The organism is Microbispora sp. NPDC004025 (assembly GCF_053604425.1).
This window is the reverse complement of record NZ_JBSGHN010000002.1, coordinates 101,542-118,832: the sequence shown is the minus strand read 5'-3', so window position 1 is coordinate 118,832 and position 17,291 is coordinate 101,542. Positions and strand designations below refer to the sequence as shown.

Annotated in this window: 20 protein-coding genes and 1 riboswitch; of the genes, 9 read left to right on the top strand and 11 right to left on the bottom strand. The window is 72.7% G+C overall.

Features of this window, described 5'->3' with window-relative positions; translation table 11 throughout:
* Positions 1–90 precede the first annotated feature (90 nt).
* From ACWEQG_RS04970 to ACWEQG_RS04960, 3 genes are all read left to right on the top strand, one after another.
* Positions 91–561, top strand: a complete 471-nt coding sequence (locus ACWEQG_RS04970; RefSeq protein WP_452281821.1) for an SPW repeat protein — start codon at positions 91–93, stop codon at positions 559–561.
* A 389-nt stretch (positions 562–950) separates the two neighbouring features.
* Positions 951–1,703, top strand: coding sequence for a GNAT family N-acetyltransferase (locus tag ACWEQG_RS04965; protein ID WP_452281819.1), 753 nt, complete (start codon positions 951–953; stop codon positions 1,701–1,703).
* Between the two features lie 224 nt (positions 1,704–1,927).
* Positions 1,928–2,070: riboswitch (cyclic di-AMP (ydaO/yuaA leader) on the top strand.
* 349 nt (positions 2,071–2,419) lie between these two features.
* Positions 2,420–3,028 carry a CHAP domain-containing protein gene (locus ACWEQG_RS04960; RefSeq protein ID WP_363465862.1) on the top strand — a complete coding sequence of 203 codons (609 nt, stop codon included), beginning with the start codon at positions 2,420–2,422 and terminating at the stop codon, positions 3,026–3,028.
* A 33-nt stretch (positions 3,029–3,061) separates the two neighbouring features.
* Here ACWEQG_RS04960 and ACWEQG_RS04955 read toward each other — a convergent pair whose 3' ends face one another.
* The gene (locus ACWEQG_RS04955) at positions 3,062–3,688 is read right to left on the bottom strand and encodes a DUF305 domain-containing protein (protein ID WP_452281817.1); all 627 of its coding nucleotides are present in this window, start codon (positions 3,686–3,688) and stop codon (positions 3,062–3,064) included.
* 253 nt (positions 3,689–3,941) lie between these two features.
* Positions 3,942–5,177, bottom strand: a complete 1,236-nt coding sequence (locus ACWEQG_RS04950; RefSeq protein ID WP_452281815.1) for an extracellular catalytic domain type 1 short-chain-length polyhydroxyalkanoate depolymerase — start codon at positions 5,175–5,177, stop codon at positions 3,942–3,944.
* Between the two features lie 289 nt (positions 5,178–5,466).
* Here ACWEQG_RS04950 and ACWEQG_RS04945 point away from each other — a divergent pair, with 289 nt between their 5' ends.
* Positions 5,467–6,267, top strand: coding sequence for an IclR family transcriptional regulator domain-containing protein (locus ACWEQG_RS04945; RefSeq protein WP_452281813.1), 801 nt, complete (start codon positions 5,467–5,469; stop codon positions 6,265–6,267).
* Positions 6,268–6,307: 40 nt separating this feature from the next.
* Here ACWEQG_RS04945 and ACWEQG_RS04940 read toward each other — a convergent pair whose 3' ends face one another.
* The 6 genes from ACWEQG_RS04940 to ACWEQG_RS04915 all read right to left on the bottom strand — a co-directional run bounded on the left by ACWEQG_RS04940 (position 6,308) and on the right by ACWEQG_RS04915 (position 11,367).
* Entirely contained in the window at positions 6,308–6,994 is a 687-nt protein-coding gene (locus tag ACWEQG_RS04940; RefSeq protein WP_452281812.1) for a DNA alkylation repair protein, read from the bottom strand.
* Between the two features lie 35 nt (positions 6,995–7,029).
* Positions 7,030–7,995: a zinc-binding dehydrogenase gene (locus ACWEQG_RS04935; protein ID WP_452281810.1), complete on the bottom strand. Its 966-nt coding sequence runs from the start codon at positions 7,993–7,995 to the stop codon at positions 7,030–7,032.
* Between the two features lie 139 nt (positions 7,996–8,134).
* A complete protein-coding gene (locus tag ACWEQG_RS04930; protein ID WP_363471453.1) occupies positions 8,135–8,494 on the bottom strand; it encodes a hypothetical protein in 360 nt (119 codons plus the stop codon).
* The gene (locus ACWEQG_RS04925; protein ID WP_452281808.1) at positions 8,491–9,354 is read right to left on the bottom strand and encodes a DODA-type extradiol aromatic ring-opening family dioxygenase; all 864 of its coding nucleotides are present in this window, start codon (positions 9,352–9,354) and stop codon (positions 8,491–8,493) included. The genes ACWEQG_RS04930 and ACWEQG_RS04925 overlap by 4 nt, the downstream gene beginning before the upstream one ends.
* A gap of 17 nt (positions 9,355–9,371) precedes the next feature.
* Positions 9,372–10,193 (bottom strand): citryl-CoA lyase, encoded by an 822-nt coding sequence (locus tag ACWEQG_RS04920; RefSeq protein WP_452281806.1) that lies wholly within the window; start codon positions 10,191–10,193, stop codon positions 9,372–9,374.
* Positions 10,186–11,367 carry a CaiB/BaiF CoA transferase family protein gene (locus ACWEQG_RS04915; RefSeq protein ID WP_452281804.1) on the bottom strand — a complete coding sequence of 394 codons (1,182 nt, stop codon included), beginning with the start codon at positions 11,365–11,367 and terminating at the stop codon, positions 10,186–10,188. The genes ACWEQG_RS04920 and ACWEQG_RS04915 overlap by 8 nt, the downstream gene beginning before the upstream one ends.
* Before the next feature lie 247 nt (positions 11,368–11,614).
* On the opposite strand from ACWEQG_RS04915, the gene ACWEQG_RS04910 reads away from it, so the two are divergent.
* Both ACWEQG_RS04910 and ACWEQG_RS04905 read left to right on the top strand, forming a co-directional pair.
* Positions 11,615–13,063, top strand: a complete 1,449-nt coding sequence (locus ACWEQG_RS04910) for an amidohydrolase family protein (RefSeq protein ID WP_452281802.1) — start codon at positions 11,615–11,617, stop codon at positions 13,061–13,063.
* A 157-nt stretch (positions 13,064–13,220) separates the two neighbouring features.
* Positions 13,221–13,829 (top strand): hypothetical protein, encoded by a 609-nt coding sequence (locus ACWEQG_RS04905; protein ID WP_452281800.1) that lies wholly within the window; start codon positions 13,221–13,223, stop codon positions 13,827–13,829.
* Between the two features lie 78 nt (positions 13,830–13,907).
* Here ACWEQG_RS04905 and ACWEQG_RS04900 read toward each other — a convergent pair whose 3' ends face one another.
* Both ACWEQG_RS04900 and ACWEQG_RS04895 read right to left on the bottom strand, forming a co-directional pair.
* The gene (locus ACWEQG_RS04900) at positions 13,908–14,408 is read right to left on the bottom strand and encodes a MarR family winged helix-turn-helix transcriptional regulator (protein WP_452281798.1); all 501 of its coding nucleotides are present in this window, start codon (positions 14,406–14,408) and stop codon (positions 13,908–13,910) included.
* 168 nt (positions 14,409–14,576) lie between these two features.
* Positions 14,577–14,984, bottom strand: a complete 408-nt coding sequence (locus ACWEQG_RS04895; RefSeq protein ID WP_346227097.1) for a four-helix bundle copper-binding protein — start codon at positions 14,982–14,984, stop codon at positions 14,577–14,579.
* Positions 14,985–15,224: 240 nt separating this feature from the next.
* Here ACWEQG_RS04895 and ACWEQG_RS04890 point away from each other — a divergent pair, with 240 nt between their 5' ends.
* Positions 15,225–15,404: a DUF4236 domain-containing protein gene (locus ACWEQG_RS04890; protein WP_452281796.1), complete on the top strand. Its 180-nt coding sequence runs from the start codon at positions 15,225–15,227 to the stop codon at positions 15,402–15,404.
* A gap of 174 nt (positions 15,405–15,578) precedes the next feature.
* Here the strand turns inward: ACWEQG_RS04890 and ACWEQG_RS04885 are convergent, their stop codons facing one another.
* Positions 15,579–15,806 (bottom strand): hypervirulence associated TUDOR domain-containing protein, encoded by a 228-nt coding sequence (locus ACWEQG_RS04885; RefSeq protein ID WP_363471438.1) that lies wholly within the window; start codon positions 15,804–15,806, stop codon positions 15,579–15,581.
* A gap of 176 nt (positions 15,807–15,982) precedes the next feature.
* Here ACWEQG_RS04885 and ACWEQG_RS04880 point away from each other — a divergent pair, with 176 nt between their 5' ends.
* Complete coding sequence (locus tag ACWEQG_RS04880; protein ID WP_363471436.1) at positions 15,983–16,207, top strand: type II toxin-antitoxin system HicB family antitoxin; 225 nt, start codon at positions 15,983–15,985, stop codon at positions 16,205–16,207.
* A gap of 331 nt (positions 16,208–16,538) precedes the next feature.
* On the top strand, positions 16,539–17,147 hold the full coding sequence (locus ACWEQG_RS04875) for a hypothetical protein (protein ID WP_452281794.1): 609 nt from the start codon (positions 16,539–16,541) through the stop codon (positions 17,145–17,147).
* Positions 17,148–17,291 lie beyond the last annotated feature (144 nt).

Sequence of the window (17,291 nt, the reverse complement as noted above, 5' to 3'; positions counted from 1 at the left end):
ACCTGCCGCGTTGCATGATGCAAGTGAGGGCCGGGCGGGTCCGGGGAAACCCGCGGCCGCGGCCCTGCCGGGGGAAAGAGGTGACGCATCATGGTGCAACCAGGTCTGGCACGACGCCCGGACGCGACGGAACTGCGCCAGACGTACGATCGCGCGGGCTCGACCGTTCCCGCGCAAATCATGGACGGAGTGACGCTCCTCGCCGGGCTCTACCTCGCCATCTCGCCGTGGGTCGTGGGCTTCGCCGGATTCGGCGGCCTGGCGATCAACAACCTGATCATCGGGCTGACGGTCGCGGCGCTCGCGCTGAGCTGCGCGTCGGCGTTCGGCCGCACGTACGGCGTGAGCTGGGTGCTGCCGGTGCTGGGCGCCTGGACGATCATCGCGCCGTGGGTGATCCGCGGACAGCCGGCCACCACCGCGACCATCTGGGACAACGTGGTCACCGGGGCGATCATCTTCCTGTTCGGCCTCGGCGCGCTGGCGTTCGCGGCCAACTACCGGCAGCACGAGCGCGGCGGCCGGCGACGGGGAGTCGGCGCACCGGGCGGCCAGTGGTAGCCGCGAACGAGGCCAGGCCGCGTACCCGTCCCTGACGTCGTCGGGCCCGCGTACGCGTCCTGGCCGGCCGCGCGAAAGGGGCGGGGGATAAGCGGTTGCGGCCGTGCGCGGACGCGTGGGAGAGTGCGACCGCTTCACAGCACGCGTACAGACGAAGGACTGAGGCCATGGCTTCGGCGACCCGCAGCGGCCGCCGTCGGCACTGAGCGGTCCGCCACCCGGCGGCACCGGCGCGGGCAGTGCCGTCACCGTTTCACGGCGGCCCGACGCCGCGGTGCTCCGCGCACCGTCCGCGTCCCCCGATGGGGACGGCCCCCCGCGCGGCTCATCGCCCGCTCGACGTGGCGGGAGCGCGCTCCACTTCGTCATCGACGTGAGGTTCAATCACCGTGGACATCGATGTCCAGAGCTTTGCCGTGGCCAACCTTCGCCGCCGCCCCGAGGTCGTCGAGACCGGCGGCTTCGTCGTCGGGATCGATCCCGACACCCGCAGCCCGCACGTCAACTACGCAACCCCCCTGCCCGGAGCCCGGCCGTCCGCGCGGGACGTCGCGGCGCTGGTCGGGGCGTTCCGCGATCGCGGGCTCAAGCCCCGGCTCGAGTTCGCGCCGGACGCCGCGCCCGGCGTGGAGCCGGCGCTCGCCCGGGCGGGCTTCGGCGTGGAGGCGGTGCACGACTACCTCGTCTGCACCCCGGACACGCTGACGCCGCGAAGGGACGGCGGTCCCCTGGTGGAGACGCCGGTCGCGGACCAGGACTACCTGTCGATCGACGCCGCTCTGTCCGAGGCGTTCGGCGCCGAGTTCGCCGCCTCACCGGAGGGCGCGGCCCGGCTGCGCCGCCTGCAGGAGAGCGGCGGGGCGGTGCGGTTCGTCCGGGCGCGGGACGGCGGGTGCGCCGGCGCGGCCACCTGCTCCGCCCCCGCCGTCGGCACGTCGGAACTCGCCGGTGTCGGCACGCGCCCGGCCTTCCGCGGCCGGGGCGTCGCCGCCGCGGTCACCGCCGCGCTGACCGCCGAGATGTTCACCCGTGGCGCGCGGTCGGTGTGGCTCGAGTACGGCGGCGAGGGGTCGCGGCGCGTCTACGAACGCGTCGGCTACCGGCCGTCGGGCACCCGCCTGTACATGTCGCTCGCGGAGTGACCCGTCCGGGACCGGTCGCCGGCCAGGGATCGTCCGGCCGGCGGCGGGTGCCGTACGGCTGTGTGGCGTATCTCACCGAGGACGGGCCGCGACCGCGAGGACCAGCGGAAGTGTCGCGCGGCGGCGGCCCGAATCGGGTCATTTGCCGGTTTTTGGACCGTGTCTTACTTGTTATCTACTATGCTTCCCGTGTCGCGCCGGTGTGCGGTCCTCAACCCGAGGACGACCGGCGACCGCCGAATCCCGGACGTCATCCATCCCGGGAACCGGGGACCCATGTCTCTCGGGGTGAATCCGGACCATCCGGTAGGGCTACTCCTGGCCCGAACCCGTCAGCTAACCCGGTAGGCGGCCAAGGAGAGGAGAGCGCGTGGAGTGTCGGCTCCACCTGCCGATCCGGTCCGCGTCGCATCGACGGACCGCTTGCCCGCCCTGGAACGTCTCCAGGCTTCCGGGGTGATGGCGCGCCCGTGACGGGCTGCCACATCTCCCGTTTCTGATTCCGCCCCGCCGGAGGGCCGTGCCCTCGTACGGCCATGCCGTCGTGCCGTCACGCCCGGTGGGCCGGTTCGTCATGTCTTAAAGCGCGCCATGAGGAGCCTCCGATTTCCAGCGATCCCATAGCTCGGCAACTGCTCGACGCCGTCCGCCCGGAACTGGGCTACCGCGAACGAGCGGGAAAACATACGAAGTTCGGCGAGTGGTACGCCGACAACGTGGCCAAGGACCCCGACTTCAAGACCGCCCCCTGGTGCGACATGTTCGTCTCCTGGGCGGCGAACCGGGCCGGGGTGCAGGACCACGTCGGCGAGTTCGCGCTGACCACGCGGCATGCCAAGTGGTTCAAGAAGCAGCACGCCTGGAGCGACAAGCCCGAGCCGGGCGCGGTGGTCTTCTTCGACTGGTCGGGAACCAAGAACGTCCGCGACATCGACCACGTCGGCGTGGTCGAGAAGGTCGTGGGCGGGAAGGTCCACACGATCGAGGGCAACGTCGACGGCGTCTGGCTGAAGCGCAAGGTGCGCGACAAGAACAAGATCGTCGGGTACGGCCTGCCGCGCAAGGTCAAGCCGACGCCGAAGGCGACGGTGACGGTCCAGCCCGTGGCCGCGGTGAACGCGAGCGTCCAGGGTCCGGCCGGGCCCACCACCAGGAACATGGCGGCGCAACAGGGGCAGTCTCCCGACGTCGTGTGGTCGCCGGGCGACGCCGTCCTGCCGGCCGGTCTGCTCTTCGCGGTGGTCTCCACCGCCGTGACCGGGCTCCGGTTCAGGGCCGCGGCGGCGCCCTCCGTCGGACGGCACCGCAGGCGCCGCACCCGCTGACCTCCGCCGGCCGCGTCCCGGACGAGCGGGCCGTCACTGCTGGAGGAGGCGCTTCATCTCCGTGATCTCGGCCGACTGGCCGGAGACGACGGACGCCGCCATCCGCCGGGCCGGCTCGTACGCTCCGCCGCGCAGTTCGTCCCTGGCCATGCTGACGGCGCCCTCGTGGTGCCGGATCATCATGGTGAGGAAGGCCCGGTCGAAGGCCCGCCCGGACAGTCCCTCGAGGCGCCGCATGTCCTCGGGGGACATCATGCCGGGCATGGCGTGGTGGGCCGGCGCGGCGCTCTCGTCGGGCGCCCGCTCGCCCCAGGCGGTGAGCCAGCCGCTCATCGTGCGGATCTCGGCAGCCTGGGCGGCCTCGATCCGCTCGGCGAGCCGCCTGACCCGGGCGTCGGCCGCCCGGCTGCCGGCCAGCTTCGACATCTCCACCGCCTGACGATGGTGCGGGATCATCATCCGGGCGAACATGACGTCCTGCTCGTTGTGGCCGGCCGCCGGCGTCGTGGCGGCCGGGGCGGCGGCCAGTGTGGCGGCCGGGGCGGCGGCCAGTGCGGCGGGCGGGGCCGGCGTGCCGGCGAAGGCCGCGGTGCCGTACCCGCCCGTGCCGCTCAGCAGAGCGGCCGCCAGCAGGGCCGAGGGCAGTACGCGTCCGCTCATCGCAACCACCTCCGTATTCGTCCGGACACGGCGACCGGGCCGGAACGGGGCGACGGCCCGGCCCGCGGTGGCGGCCCGACCCGCCGTGGCACGCCGGAAGCCGCGGGGCCTGCCGCCCGCGAAACCTCCGCCGTGCCCGGACGCGACGCCCCCGCCGTCCGCCCCGGGAGACGTGCCCGGCCGGATGCCGATCATGCCTCCCGGGCCTCCTGGCGGTCGCGGGGGCCACGCGGTCCCCTCGGAAGGCGGCGGGTCAGCACTGGCCGTCGGCGAGCACCCAGTGATCCGGGCCGGTCTGCCGGAGCGCGTGGACGGTGAACGTGTTCCACAGGCCCATCGCGTCGTTCGACCCCTTGGCGTAGGTGTGGCCGCCGGACTGGTAGGCCCGTCCCGCCGTGGTGTGGGCGTAGTTGCTCGCCCGTACGCACGTCCCGGCCGGCGTGCCGCCGGGCGAGGGGCTGGGGCTGGCACTGGGACTGGGACTGGGACTGGGGCTGGGCTGGGCGCCGCCGTCCAGGCCGAAGAACCGGGCGTCGTGGTAGGCCGAGCAGATCGTGTCGAGGAAGTACGCCGCGGTGGCGCCGCACTGGTCGGGGGCGCCGCCGGGATCGACGGGGAGGCCGTGACCCATGCCGCCGATCTCGTAGAGGCGGACGTCGTCGTCGCCGTACACGGTGAGCGTGGCGCCGCCGGTGAGCGACCGTGTGGCGGTGGGGGCGGGGGAGACGCCCCGCACGTTCGCCCACTGGTCGCGCAGCTGCCTCCCGTTGGCGGGGACGACCGTGTAGTCCGCCTGGCCCTGCCAGACGGCCACCCGGGGATACGGCCCCGCGTAGCCGGGATAGGCGTTCCGGACCAGGTCACCCCACTGCTGCGGGGTCCTGCTCGCCGGGCCGTACTGGCAGCCGGACGCCTCGGTCAGGTTGCTCGCGCAGCGGTACGCGAGACCGGCCGCGATCGACCCGGCGGCGAAGACGTCCGGGTAGGTCGCCAGCATGACGGCGGACATCGCCCCGCCCGCCGACAGCCCGGACACGTAGACCCGCGCGGGGTCGGTCCCGTAGGCGGCGACCGCGTACGCCACCATGGCCCGGATGGACGCGGCCTCGCCCTGCCCCCTGGTGGTGTCGCCGGTCTGGAACCAGTTGAAGCAGCTGGACGCGTTGTTGGCGCTGCTCGTCTGCGGCAGCACGAGGGCGAAGCCCCACCGGTCGGCGTACTCGCGCCAGCCCGAGTCGGCGAAGTAGCCGCTCGCGTTCTGCGTGCAGCCGTGCAGGAGCACCACGAGCGGCCGGCCGCCGGGCAGGCCGTCGGGACGGTAGGCGTACATCGCGAGGTTGCCGGGATTGGAGCCGAACGACGCGACCTGGGCCAGTGACGCGGCGCGCGCGGGTGGGGCGCCCGCGCCGAGCAGGCCGGCCAGGACGAGAAGGAGGACGGCGACGGCGGCGACCGCTCGCGGCGGCCGGGTGGGGAGGGGGGTGACCATGGCGACTCCTCGGAAGACCGGGCTCACCGAGCCTTTCCGGGCACGGTAGAACGCCGGTGAGCGCCCGGACATGTTCGCCGGGCACACTTTTCGCCACGCTGTCATGGCGTCCGCCATCGGAGCGGACATAGGTCCGCTCAGCGGTCATGTCAGAGGCCTCCACTGCCCGCCGTCACGTCACAGCGGGTGAGCCTGGGCATCCCGGACTGTTCCTCGCGCCGTCAGGCGGACGGAGACGAGTGGACAGGGTCTAGAGTTGACTCGGCGAGTTCGGGCGGAAGAGGCGTTCATGGCACGAGGCGACACCGGACCTGACTTCATCGAGGCGCTGGCGCGCGGCCTCGATGTCATCAGGGCGTTCCAGCCGGGCCGCCCGGTCATGTCCCTGACCGAGGTGGCGGCCGCGACCGGCCTGGCCCGGCCGACCGCGCGGCGCATCCTGCTCACGCTGCAGGAGCTGGGGTACGCCCGGCCGGAGCAGGGCGGCTTCGCCCTCACCCCGCGGGTGCTCGAGCTCGGCGTCTCCTACGTCCGCTCGACCGGGCTGTGGGAGGTCGCCCGGCCGCATCTGGAACGGCTGGTCGCCCAGACGCGCGAGTCGTCGTCGATCGCCCAGCTCGACGGGTCCGACATCGTGTACGTCGCCCGGGTGGCCGTACCGAAGATCGTCGCCCTCTCGGTGCAGATCGGGACGCGGTTCCCGGCGCTGCAGACGTCCCTGGGCAAGGTGCTGCTCGCCGCGCTGCCGCCGGACGAGCTGGAGCGGGTGCTGGCCGAGCCGAGCCGGTCGGGCATCGAGCCGCGGTGGCGGCCCGGCCGGCAGGAGCGCGACGCGATGCTGCGCGAGGTGCGGGCGAAGGGCTGGGCGCTGACCGACGAGCAGCTCGCCCTCGGGATCCGGTCGGTGGCCGCGCCGCTGCGCGACGGCTCGGGCAAGGTCATCGCGGCGGTCAACGTGAACAGCCACGCCGCCGAGACCTCGCTGGACAGGCTCACCGGGGAGCACCTGCCCCTGCTGCTCACGACGGCCGGGGCGATCAGCGCCGACTGGGCGCTCTACGAGTCGGTCCCGCAGGTCACGGCCTCCTAGCCGAGGGAGTCGCGGCAGGGGCCTGCGCGGGAGACCTTCCTTACTCGCCGTGCTGCCGGCGCACCATCTCGGTGATCCAGACCGGCGCGAACGGAGACGTGCAGCCCGGGGATGTCGGGTAGTCCTTGAGCACCTCCAGGCGCTCACCGATGTCGATCGCACGGGCGCGGTGCTCGGGGTGCTCGATCCCGATCTGGGCCAGGCAGTGGTTCATCGCCCATTGCAGGCGATCCGGCGCGTTCTTCATCTCCGCCTCGACGACGTCGAGCAGCCCTGCGAGGTCGAGGCCCTCGGGCTTCTTCGCCACGCGTTCGGTGGTAAGTGCCCAGCCCGCGCTCGCGACCACCGGATCCGGGTCGGCGGACCAGGCCAGGCGCAGCTCTTCGGCGTGCGGGTTCTTCTTCACCACGTAGTTCACGAGCCAGTCGTGCACCTTGGGCGAGCGCGCCCCGCGCAGCATGGCGTCCAACTCGTCACGCTCGAACGCCTTCGGACGGCAGATCAGGAGCGCCAGCAGCCGCGCCGCCGTGTCGTCGGTCTCCCAGAGCGCGCGGGCGAGTTCGTGCTGCGTCTTCAGCCGCTTCGCGAGCGCGCGCAGCTTGCCGAGGTTGACACCGTGATCGTCGCCGTGTCTCTCGTTGACCTCGCGGGCCTTGGGGTCCTCGAGTCCGGCGAGCTCGGTCATCACCTCGGCCACGGTCGTCTCGGTCACCGTCGTCCCGGCCATCTCGGCCTCCCGTCCGTCACGTACGCGATCAGTCCTCAGCGAGCCCCGCCGGGGATGAGGACTATCCTGCCCGAGGCGGTGCCGGCGGTCTGGCGCTCCCAGGCGGCCGCGGCGTCCTCCAGCGGCACGCGCTCGTGGGCGACGGACAGCCGCCCGGCCACGGACTGCTCGGCCACGAACACGATCGAGGCGGCCCGCTGCTCCGGGGTCAGCTCGTTGTTGGTGTATCCCAGCAGCCGCAGCGACCTGCCGCGCAGCGTGGAGGAGTCGATCGGGCAGGTCTCGTCCGCCGAGGAGCCGAGGTTGACCCATCGGCCCCCGGGCCGCAGGGCGCGCGCCGCGGCGGCCGCGGGCGCGCCGAAGAGCGGGTCGAGCACGAGGTCGGCGGGCCCGTCGCACGCCTCGGCGAAGCGGGCCGCCAGCGTGGCGACGTCACCGGTGTCGAGCGCCACCACGGCGTCCGCGCCCGCCTGCCGGGCGCGTGCCGCGGCGGCGGGGGAGCGGGCGCCCGCCACGACCCTGCGGGCGCCGGCGATCCGCGCGATCCGTACGGCGGCCTGCCCGACCACGCCGCCCGCGCCGAGCACCACCACCTGTTCGCCGGGGGCGAGCTCGCCGCGCCAGGTCAGCGCCATGTGCGCGGCGACGGCCGAGAGCCCGAGCGCGGCGACCGCGACCGGATCGGCCCCGGCGGGCAGCTCGACGAGGTCGCGGGCGGGCACGGCCGCCACCTGCGCCATGCTGCCGTCGCCCGGCGCCATCCCGGCCGAGGTCGCGAACCACACGGGCCGCCCGTCCGCGGTTCCGGCGCCCTGCACCCCCGGCACGTACGGCGTGCGCGGCCGGCCGAAGTAGGACGTGCCGCTCGCGCAGAGCAGGTCGAGCGGCGTGACGGGCGCCGCGCCGACCTCGACCAGCGTCTCGCCGGGCCCGGCGGCGGGCACGGGCAGGTCGGCCACCAGCGGCGGCCTGCCGGGTTCCACGATCTGTGCCGCTCGCATGGTCCACCTTTCGCCGAAGCACGTCTGGTTGTGGCAGTCCGGTTGAAGCACGTCGTCGGCGAGAGCCGCCGGGCACGCCCCGCACGGCGTGCCCGGCGCCTCGCCGCCCCGGCCCGCTCACGACGGCGGGCAGGTCCGATCAGGTCGCGATGTCGGGGTACGGCAGGGTCATGTGGGCCAGCCGCCGGGCGTACTCGGTCTGGAAGCCCATCGGCTCGTGGTCGCGCTCGAACATCGCGATGAACAGCGTGAGCGTGAGGAACGGGTGCGCGCCCAGCTCGAACAGCTTCGGGTAGTCGTGCCCGGTCAGGGCCTCGCGCTCGGCGTCCTCGAAGCGCAGCCAGGTGGACGCCTCCCCGCCGTGGCAGCTCAGCAGCCGGTTGGCGTGCTCGGCCTCCCACCACTCGACCGTGCCCCGGGGGTCCTCACGGTAGCGCTCGACCAGGTCGGGATCGCGGTCCACGGTGAACAGGAACTTGTTCAGCAGATACTTGCTCACGCCACGCCTCCGTTGGGGTACCAGGTGAAGTAGGCCTCCATGGTGTGGAACAGGTCGTAGGTGTCGACGTAGTCGGCCTTGGCGCCCTCGCCGGCCACGCCCATCATCAGCATGAAGTCCATGAAGCCGTGCGTGGCGTTGCCGGGCAGGTGGAGGCTGTCGAGGGTGACCTCCGACAGGCACCCCTCGATGTCGCCCGAGGAGATCCACTCGACCGCCCTGCGGTCGAACTCGGGGTCGGGCCCGTGCGGGCCGAACTGGCGCGGCCCGCCGAGCTCCAGCGACAGGTGCCCGGTGCCGATCACCGCCACCCGCTTGCCGGCCGGCCACGACTCCACCAGCTCCCGGATCGTACGGCCGAGCTGCACGAACCGCTTCGGCCGCGGCAGCGGCGGGGCGAAGATGTTGGTGTAGATCGGCACGATCGGCAGGTCGTTCTGCGGCCGTAACGTGATGATCGGGCAGGTGATCGAGTGGTCGATCCGCAGCTCGTTGGAGAAGGCCAGGTCGAAACCCGCGTCCAGGCCCTCCCGCAGGATGTACGCCGACAGGTCCTCCTGGCCCGTGAAGAACATCCGGGGCAGGCCGAACTCGCGTTCCTCGTTGTACCAGTTCGCGTCGTAGAACGGCGCCTTGCCGACGAGGAACTGCGGCATGTTGTCGAGCCAGAGCTGATGGAAGTGGTCGGAGCCGACCATGACCAGCACGTCGGGCCGCGCCCTCGTCAGCGTCTCCCGGAACGCCTCGACCTTGCGCACCCACTCGTCGGCGAAGGGCGGGCGGTCCTCGCCGGTGGCCGTGCTGGCGCGGTAGTAGAACGGGTGATGGGTGGACGCGATCACCGCGACCAGTTCAGCCATGCGAACCTCCAGTGGCGTCAGGGGGTGTAGGGCTGGGGGCCGACGGACCGGTTGTTGAGGTCCACCGACAGGAAGATCTCGTTCGCCACCGGGCGGCGCAGCTCCTCGGCGAGCTGCCCGATCAGGCCGGCCGTACGGGCGAGCAGGGCGAAGCCGCGCAGCAGTTCGAGCGGCAGGCCGAGGTCGGCCAGCGCCGCGCCGCAGACGCCCGCGCCGTTGAGCGGGAGCGTCTTGCCCAGCACCTGCGGATGCACGCGGCCGATCGCGGCGAACAGCGACAGGTGCGGCCCGAACAGGTTCTCCTCGGCGGCGATCTCCATCAGCCGGGGCGTGCGCGGGTCGCCCTCCTTGTGCACGTGGTGGCCGAGGCCGGGGATGAACCGTTTCGCCTGCCGCCGGGCCCGTACGGTCTCCAGGGCGAGGGCGTCCCAGCCGTCGTCGCCGGTGGGCGGCGGGCCGTCGTGCGCCGCCAGCACCTCGTGCAGGAACCGGCCGCAGTCCTCGGTGACGCCGAGGAAGCGCGACCCGCCGCCGAGCAGCCCGGCCGCGAGCGCGCCCTGGATCGAGTCGGGCGCGGACAGGTACGTCAGCCGGGTGACGATCGCGGTCGGGGTGAACCCGTGGTCGGCCAGCGCGGCGAGCACGGCCTCGAACACGCGGGTCTCGCCCGGGGTCGGCCTGCGCTGGGCGGCGAGCCAGAACGCGAGCTCGCCGAACCCGACCTTGCCCATCACGTCCTCGGCCAGGTCGCAGCCGAGGAGCGTGATCGACTTCAGCGAGGACGCCCCCAACGCGGTCGGGTACGACGGCCGCTCGGTCGTCTCGGGCCGGTCAGACATCGCGGTCCTCCTCCTGCGTCAGCCACTCGCGCAGCTCGTCTCCGTGCTCGTTTAGCTCCGGCGGCGGCAGCCGGTAGGCGGCGGGGGTCGCGGAGAACCGGATCGGGTGGCGGGTGGTCGGGACCGCCCGGTCGCCCTCGCCCACCTCCACGACCGGGTCGAGCCCGAAGCGCTCTGCCATGGCGAACCCGCCGTCGACGGTGTTGATCGGCCCGCACGGCACCCCGGCGGCGACCAGCGACTCGAACCACTCCAGCGCGCCGCGCGTGGCGAGCCTCTCGACCAGGATGGGCCGCAGCTCCTCGCGGCGCGAGGTCCGGTCGGCGTTGCGCGCGAAGCGCGGGTCGTCGGCGATCTCCGGGATGCCGAGCACCTCGCACAGCTTGCGGAACTGGCCGTCGTTGCCGGCCGCGACGATGAGGTCGTTGTCGGCGGTGGGCAGTGGTTCGTAGGGGAACACGCTCGGGTGGGCGTTGCCCATGCGGTAGGGGACGACGCCGCCGGCGACGTACGCGGAGCTGTGGTTGACCAGGCCGGTCAGCGCCGAGGACAGCAGGTTGACCTCGACGTGCTGGCCCTGCCCGGTGGCGTCGCGGTGGCGCAGGGCGGCGAGGACGCCGATGGCGGCGTGGTTGCCCGCCATCACGTCGAAGACCGAGATCCCCGCGCGGTACGCCGGCCCGTCCGGGTCGCCGGTGAGGCTCATCAGGCCGGACATGGCCTGCACCATGAGGTCGTAGCCGGGCACGTCGCGGCCCGCGCCGGAGCCGAACCCGCTGATCGAGGCGTACACCACGCCGGGGTTGGCCGTGCTCACCGAGGCGTAGTCGAGGCCGTATTTGGCGAGCCCGCCCGGCTTGAAGTTCTCCACCAGCACGTCGGCACGCCGGGCCAGCTCCCGGGCCACCCGGGCGTCGTCGGAGTCCCGCAGGTCGAGCGCGATCGAGCGCTTGCCCCGGTTGACCCCCAGGTAGTACGTCGACACGTCGCCGCGTACGGGCGGCATCCAGGTGCGGGTGTCGTCTCCCTTGGGCCCTTCGACCTTGACGACCTCGGCGCCCAGGTCGGCCAGCAGCATCGTGGCGTACGGCCCGGCCAGGACCCGGGAGAAGTCGGCCACCAGCACGCCGGACAGCGGCCCGCCTCCCCGCTCGGGCGCGGTGTCGTCTGTCATCCGGCTCCCCTCCTTGCTGTGACTGCTGTGTCCGCTGAACGGACATCGGTCCGTGAGGCCGATTCTGGCACAGCCGTCTCTCTGGTCAAACGGGGTGACCGCTACTTCGTCGCAGGATGCGGCCGAAAACGCATGGTTGACAGCGGGGACGGCGCTCGGGAAAGTAACAGCGGATGCAGCACTGACCGTATGGCGGACAACTGTTCGGCAGATGCGGCCGTGCTCGGCACAGGTGAGGAGTTCGACGATGAACGAGCCGACCGATTTCGGGCCGGACCGGCCCGTGCTGCTGCGCGGCGGGACGGTGCTGCCGATGGACGACGGGCACAGTGTGCTGCCGAGCACGGACGTCCTCGTGGTCGGGGACCGGATCGCGGAGGTGGGGCCGGACCTGCCCGTGCCGGACGGCGCCGTGGTCGTCGACGCCACCGGGGGCATCGTCATGCCCGGCATGATCGACACTCACCGGCACATGTGGCAGACGGCGATGCGCGGCTACGGCGCCGACTGGACGCTGACGCAGTACTTCGTCTGGTACTACCTGGAGTACGGCAAGCTGTGGCGGCCGGAGGACGTGCACGCCGGCAACCTGCTGGCCGCGATCGAGGCGATCGACGCCGGTGTCACCACGGTCGTGGACTGGTCGCACGGGCTGCGGACCGTCGACCACGCCGACGCGGCCGTCGACGCCCTGCGGGCGGTGCCAGGCCGGTTCGTGCTGGCCTACGGCAACATCCAGGCGCCGCCGGCCGAGTGGACCGGCGCGCCGGAGTTCCGCGACTTCGTCGACCGCCGCATCACGGGCGACGACCTGCTGGGCTTCCAGATCGCCTTCGACGTCACCGGCGACCCGGCCTTCCCCGAGAAGCCGGCCTTCGAGGTGGCCCGCGACCTCGGCGTCCCCGTCACGACCCACGCGGGCGTGTGGGGCGCGACCAGCGACGACGGCATCCGGCTCATGTACGAGCACGGCTTCATGACGCCCGAGACGGTTTACGTCCACGCCGCCTCGCTGTCGGCGGACTCCTACCACCGCATCGCCGCCACCGGCGGTTCGATCTCGGTCTCCACCGAGAGCGAGCAGAGCGCGGGCCAGGGCTACCCGCCCACCTGGGCCATCCGCGCGCACGACATCCCGGTCTCGCTGTCGATGGACACCAGCGTCTGGTGGAGCGGCGACCTGTTCTCCGCGATGCGCACGACGCTCGGGGCCGACCGCTCCCGGGAGCACATGGAGGCGCACGCCAACGGGGAGACGGTCACCCACTGCAGCCTGCGCGCCGACCAGGTGGTGGACTGGGCGACGCGTGGCGGGGCCCGCGCGATCGGCCGCGCCGACGACCTCGGCCGCGTCGAGGCGGGCCGGAAGGCCGACATCGTGCTCATCAAGAACGACGCGTCGCCGGTGTCGTTCCCGCTGCTCAACCCGTACGGGCACGTCGCGTTCCAGGCGCAGCGCGGCGACGTGCACACGGTCCTCGTGAACGGCCGGGTGGTCAAGTACGAGCACCGGCTGGTCGGCGTGGACCTCGCCGCGGCCCGCCGCGACGTGGAGCGAACCGTCGAGTACCTGCGCTCGACCCTGGGCGAGGAGGCATGGCAGAAGGGGATGAACCCGGACATCCCCGAGACGAAGATCCTCGACAATCCCTACACGTACACCGACTACCACAGTGCGGCGACGCACAGCCGCTGACCTGGTACGCAGCGCGATCGGGCCGGGGGAAACCCTGGGAGATTCATGATTGTTTGCGGTTATTTGTGAGATTAGCTCACTGGTGGGGTTAGTGTGGGCAGCCACCCGCGGAAGCCGTGGAGCTTTCCCCCGTAACGACCGCTGGGAGTTGTCTCACATGCAAGGGCGCGTCCCGTCGCAGACGAGCCAGGACGATCATTTCCGGCAGGAGATCCTCTCCAGCCGGGATGAGCCGCCGGCCACGACCAAGAACAGGAAGCCTCTCGTCATCGCCGCCGCGGCGCTGGTCGCCGTACTGGCCGCCGGGGGAGCGGGCTACGCGCTGCGCGACGGCGCAGGCCCGGCGGACCCGCCCGCCGCGGGCGGCGTGCAACAGTCGGCGGACCCCGCCCAGGACGGCGGCTCCGCCGGTGACGGCACCGGCGACCAGACCGGGGCGGAGGGCGGACAGGACTCGCAGGGCTCGGCGGATCAGGGCTCAGGGGACCAGAATCCGGGCGACCAGGGCGCGACCGGGTCCGGCGGAGACGGCTCCGGTGGCGGCCAGGCGCCCGCCGGAGGCGGCGCGGACACCGCGGCCGGGTCCTCGGGCGGCGGCTCCTCCTCCGGAGGGCAGGGCTCCGGCACGGACCGGGCCGGGACCGGCACGTCCAAGACGGGCGGCGCCTCGAAGGGCGGTTCGAGCCAGGACCAGGGTGAGGTCCCGGCGGGCGCCGACGGGGCCCCCGGGCTCATCCCCGGCGTCTGCGCCGCCTCCGGCTGCTGACCCCCTGCCGGCCGGCCTCCTGACGGGCTCGCCCTCGGAAGCGGCAACGAGCGTGACGGGGGCCGGGCGGCTGCGACGTCAGGACGGGCCGGGCCAGCCCAGCGGGAAGGCGATGCGGGCCGGCGGTTCGCCCGCCGCCTCGTTGAACTCCCGCATGGCGACGATGAGGGCCTGCCGCCGGGACGCCGGCAGCCGCGTGAGGATCGCGGCGATCTCCTCCTTGCGCCGGGCGGTTACCTCGTCCACGATGCGCCGTCCGTTGTCGGTCAGCCGCAGCAGGGTCTCCCGCCGGTTGAGCGGGTTGACCTCACGCTCAAGCAGGCCGGCGACGGCGAGGCGATCGGCCATCCGCATTGCGGTCGACGGGTTCACGCCGAGCTTCTCGGCCAGCGTCACCAGCTTGGTCTCCCCCTGCCCGACCACCAGCAACATACGGAACTGCGGCAGGGTGACGCGGTCCTCCGCGGCGGCGAGGGACCGCGCGGAGACCGCGACGAGCACGCGCGAGGCGGTGAGCACGGCGACGGTGACGGCCTCCAGGTCGTCGCCGGTGGGCTCCTCGTCCGCTTCCTTTGCCATAGGCACCGTTTTTACACGCTCGCTCGCGCCGCCATGTCATTGCACCCTGCAACTAAGCGGCCTGCCGGCCGCGGTGCAACTAAGCGGCCTGCCAGCCGCGGTGCGATCCGAGCGGCCTGCCGGTGGCGGTGCGGTCCGAGCGGCCTGCCGGTGGCGGTGCGACGCGTGTCAGCCGAGCGAGGCCAGCAGCTCGTTGCAGGCCTGGGCGCAGCGGCGGCACGCCTCGGCGCACACCCGGCAGTGCTCGTGCACGTGGGCGTGCTGACCACACTCGTCACCGCAACTGCGGCACGCCTGCGCGCACGCCTCCAGCTGCGCGCGGGTCAGGTTCGCGTCGTACCCGGTGTGCCGCGACAGCACCCGGCCCGTCGTCGCGCAGATGTCGGCGCAGTCGAGGTTGGTGCGGATGCAACGGACCAGTTCCGCCACCGCGTGCTCGCTCAGACAGGCGTCCGCGCAGGCCGTACAGGTCTGCGCGCAGTCGAAGCACGCCTCGATGCACTTCGCCAGCACCTGCCTGTCCACGCCGCCGAGGTCGGCGGGGTAGGTCTCCAGCATCACTCCGGCGTGTCCCATGGCATCGCTCCTTCCGGTCTCGAACGGGCGGCTTCGTGCGGCGGCGAGAACCCCGGTCGGTACGGCCGGGCCCGTCCAGCCGCGGCGCCCGGCCGGCTGTCCGATCGGGGGTCGTGACGGCCGAAAAGCTCGTCCAGCTCTTGGCCATACCCGTCCGCAGAGACGTAAACGGAGAAGATCCCGTGTGCTGATCGACTTGCGGGGTAGTCGTGGGGGCACCGGAAATCGTGGAGGGACACCATGGGCTGGAGCTATCGAAAATCGCTCAAGATGGGACCGTTCAGGCTTAACCTCTCACGCGGCGGCGTCGGGCACAGCTTCGGCGGACGCGCCTTCCGCGTCACGAAGACGGCGGACGGGCGCCGTACTCTCACCGTGAACCTGCCCGGCGGCTTCCACTGGAGGAAGACGCTCAACTAGCTCGCGGGGGCGGCCGGCGCCTCGGGCGCGCCCCCGGCGCGCCCGTGGGCCCGTGCTCCTCTCATGCCTTTTCGGTCGCGGCTCCGGATGCCCGGTGAACGGCGTCGACGACCGCCTGAGTCGACGTCCGCCTGACCGGGCGGGGCCGCCAGCCGGCGCTCGGCGGACGGCACATCACTCCTCGGGGTGCAGGGCCGACGGCTTGTGCACCGCGGTCCCGCCGCTCTTCTCGCTGCGTACGAGGAACTGCGGGTCCTCGGGCGAGGCGGCCACCGTGCGGCCCGCCTCCTCCGTGCGCTCGGTGATCTTCTTCTCGACCTTGCCGGTCGCGGTGCCGCCGTGGCTCTTCCAGGTGACCTCGTCGCCCACGGACGGCTCTTCCTTCTTGCCTTTTTTACTCATACGCCCGGCCCTACCCGGGGAACCGCGCCGTCCTCCCGGCGTCGCGCCCGAACGGCTCTTATTTCGGCAAAGCCCTCCGTACGAACCGCACGTGCGCGGGAGCCGGTGCGAGAGATCTCCGATTCGTTGCCCTCCTGCCGGGATTGCCACGGCGCGCTCCCGCGCACGGTGGGAGCATGGGACGGACCGTGCGGCTGACCGCGACCGTCACTCCCGGGGACGGTGGCCTGTACTGCGCGCGGTGCGTCCAGGTCGAGATGGCCTGCGAAGGGCACACGGTCGACGAGGCGCTGGATCGGCTCCGCCGCGCCCTTGAGCAGCACTTCGAGCAGCGGCCGGTGCCGCACCCGCCCCCGCACCCGCCGATCGTGGTGCCGATCGATGTCAGCCTGCCGGACTGAGCTCGCCGAGCCGAGCTTGCCGGGCTGAGCCTGCCGGGCCGAGCTTGCCGGGCTGAGCCTGCCGGGCCGAGGTTGCCGGGCCGAGGTTGCCGACCTGGGCTCGCCGACCGATGCTCTCGTGATCGCGCCTGCCCGGCTGAGCCTGCCGCGCTCCTCAGCAGGCGCCGCACCCCAGGCCGGCACGGCGTGCGCTTGCGGGTGCGATGGGATCTTTGCGGGTGAAGCGCCCGATCATCATGCTTGACCGGACATTGGTCGTCGGATGCGTGATCACTCCCCGGTGCGGCGCTTACCGTCGTGCTCGTACCATCCATGACCTCGGGGGAGTCTCATGCCTCTCTGCACAGCCGCTGTGCTGGCCGCCGCCCTGCTGTCGGGGCCGGCCGCCGTGCCGCCGGACCCGGCCCCGCCCGGAACGAGGGCCACCACGGACAAGAACAACGCCGCGACGCCGTCCACGGGCCGGCCGCAACCCGCGTCGCTGCCCGGCATGGCGCCCCAGGCCGGGGACTTTCCGTTCCCCATTCCCCAGGCGCCGCCATGGATGACTCCCAGTGGGACGGACGGCAGGCGGAACGACACGGGCACCGCTCCCGAATCGCCGTCCGCTCCGAGCGCGGCCGGAGCCTCCGGTACGGGCGCCGGAAATCCCGCCCAGACGTCGGACACCCGGGCGGCCGGGGGGGAGAACGAGACCAAGTTCGTCCCGGTGATCGATCCGAAGACGCGCGACGTCTTCATCCAGCCCGTCCTCGCTTCCGGCGAGGCGCCGAAGCCGTTCACCTTCCGCCCCGTGCAGGGGGTCCAGACGACCAAGTCCTACCCGCAGCCCAGGGGACAGCAGAAGACGGCGCAGCAGAAGGCGCCGCGCCAGAAGACGGTCACCCGCCCCGGCCGGCACCATTCGCCGCGGCTGGTGAGCCCGCCCCGGACGGCCTGACGGACAGGCCCGTGTGAGCGGCCCGTCTGATCGGCCCGCCACACCGGTGCTGAGCCGGTGTGGCGGGCTCTTCCGGTGTCGCCGTCCGCAGGGGTCGGTAGGCGCGGGCGGTCGTGCGGGTGGCACGCCGCGCACCGCGTCCGG

Coding starts and splice junctions, on each gene's coding strand:
- ACWEQG_RS04900 (WP_452281798.1), bottom strand. CDS start 14,408: ATGGCAAAGGAAGCGGACGAGGAGCCCACCGGCGACGACCTGGAGGCC.
- ACWEQG_RS04895 (WP_346227097.1), bottom strand. CDS start 14,984: ATGGGACACGCCGGAGTGATGCTGGAGACCTACCCCGCCGACCTCGGC.
- ACWEQG_RS04945 (WP_452281813.1), top strand. CDS start 5,467: ATGGCACGAGGCGACACCGGACCTGACTTCATCGAGGCGCTGGCGCGC.
- ACWEQG_RS04925 (WP_452281808.1), bottom strand. CDS start 9,354: ATGGCTGAACTGGTCGCGGTGATCGCGTCCACCCATCACCCGTTCTAC.
- ACWEQG_RS04955 (WP_452281817.1), bottom strand. CDS start 3,688: ATGAGCGGACGCGTACTGCCCTCGGCCCTGCTGGCGGCCGCTCTGCTG.
- ACWEQG_RS04905 (WP_452281800.1), top strand. CDS start 13,221: ATGCAAGGGCGCGTCCCGTCGCAGACGAGCCAGGACGATCATTTCCGG.
- ACWEQG_RS04920 (WP_452281806.1), bottom strand. CDS start 10,193: ATGTCTGACCGGCCCGAGACGACCGAGCGGCCGTCGTACCCGACCGCG.
- ACWEQG_RS04915 (WP_452281804.1), bottom strand. CDS start 11,367: ATGACAGACGACACCGCGCCCGAGCGGGGAGGCGGGCCGCTGTCCGGC.
- ACWEQG_RS04885 (WP_363471438.1), bottom strand. CDS start 15,806: ATGAGTAAAAAAGGCAAGAAGGAAGAGCCGTCCGTGGGCGACGAGGTC.
- ACWEQG_RS04910 (WP_452281802.1), top strand. CDS start 11,615: ATGAACGAGCCGACCGATTTCGGGCCGGACCGGCCCGTGCTGCTGCGC.
- ACWEQG_RS04935 (WP_452281810.1), bottom strand. CDS start 7,995: ATGCGAGCGGCACAGATCGTGGAACCCGGCAGGCCGCCGCTGGTGGCC.
- ACWEQG_RS04875 (WP_452281794.1), top strand. CDS start 16,539: ATGCCTCTCTGCACAGCCGCTGTGCTGGCCGCCGCCCTGCTGTCGGGG.
- ACWEQG_RS04880 (WP_363471436.1), top strand. CDS start 15,983: ATGGGACGGACCGTGCGGCTGACCGCGACCGTCACTCCCGGGGACGGT.
- ACWEQG_RS04940 (WP_452281812.1), bottom strand. CDS start 6,994: ATGGCCGGGACGACGGTGACCGAGACGACCGTGGCCGAGGTGATGACC.
- ACWEQG_RS04890 (WP_452281796.1), top strand. CDS start 15,225: ATGGGCTGGAGCTATCGAAAATCGCTCAAGATGGGACCGTTCAGGCTT.
- ACWEQG_RS04950 (WP_452281815.1), bottom strand. CDS start 5,177: ATGGTCACCCCCCTCCCCACCCGGCCGCCGCGAGCGGTCGCCGCCGTC.
- ACWEQG_RS04970 (WP_452281821.1), top strand. CDS start 91: ATGGTGCAACCAGGTCTGGCACGACGCCCGGACGCGACGGAACTGCGC.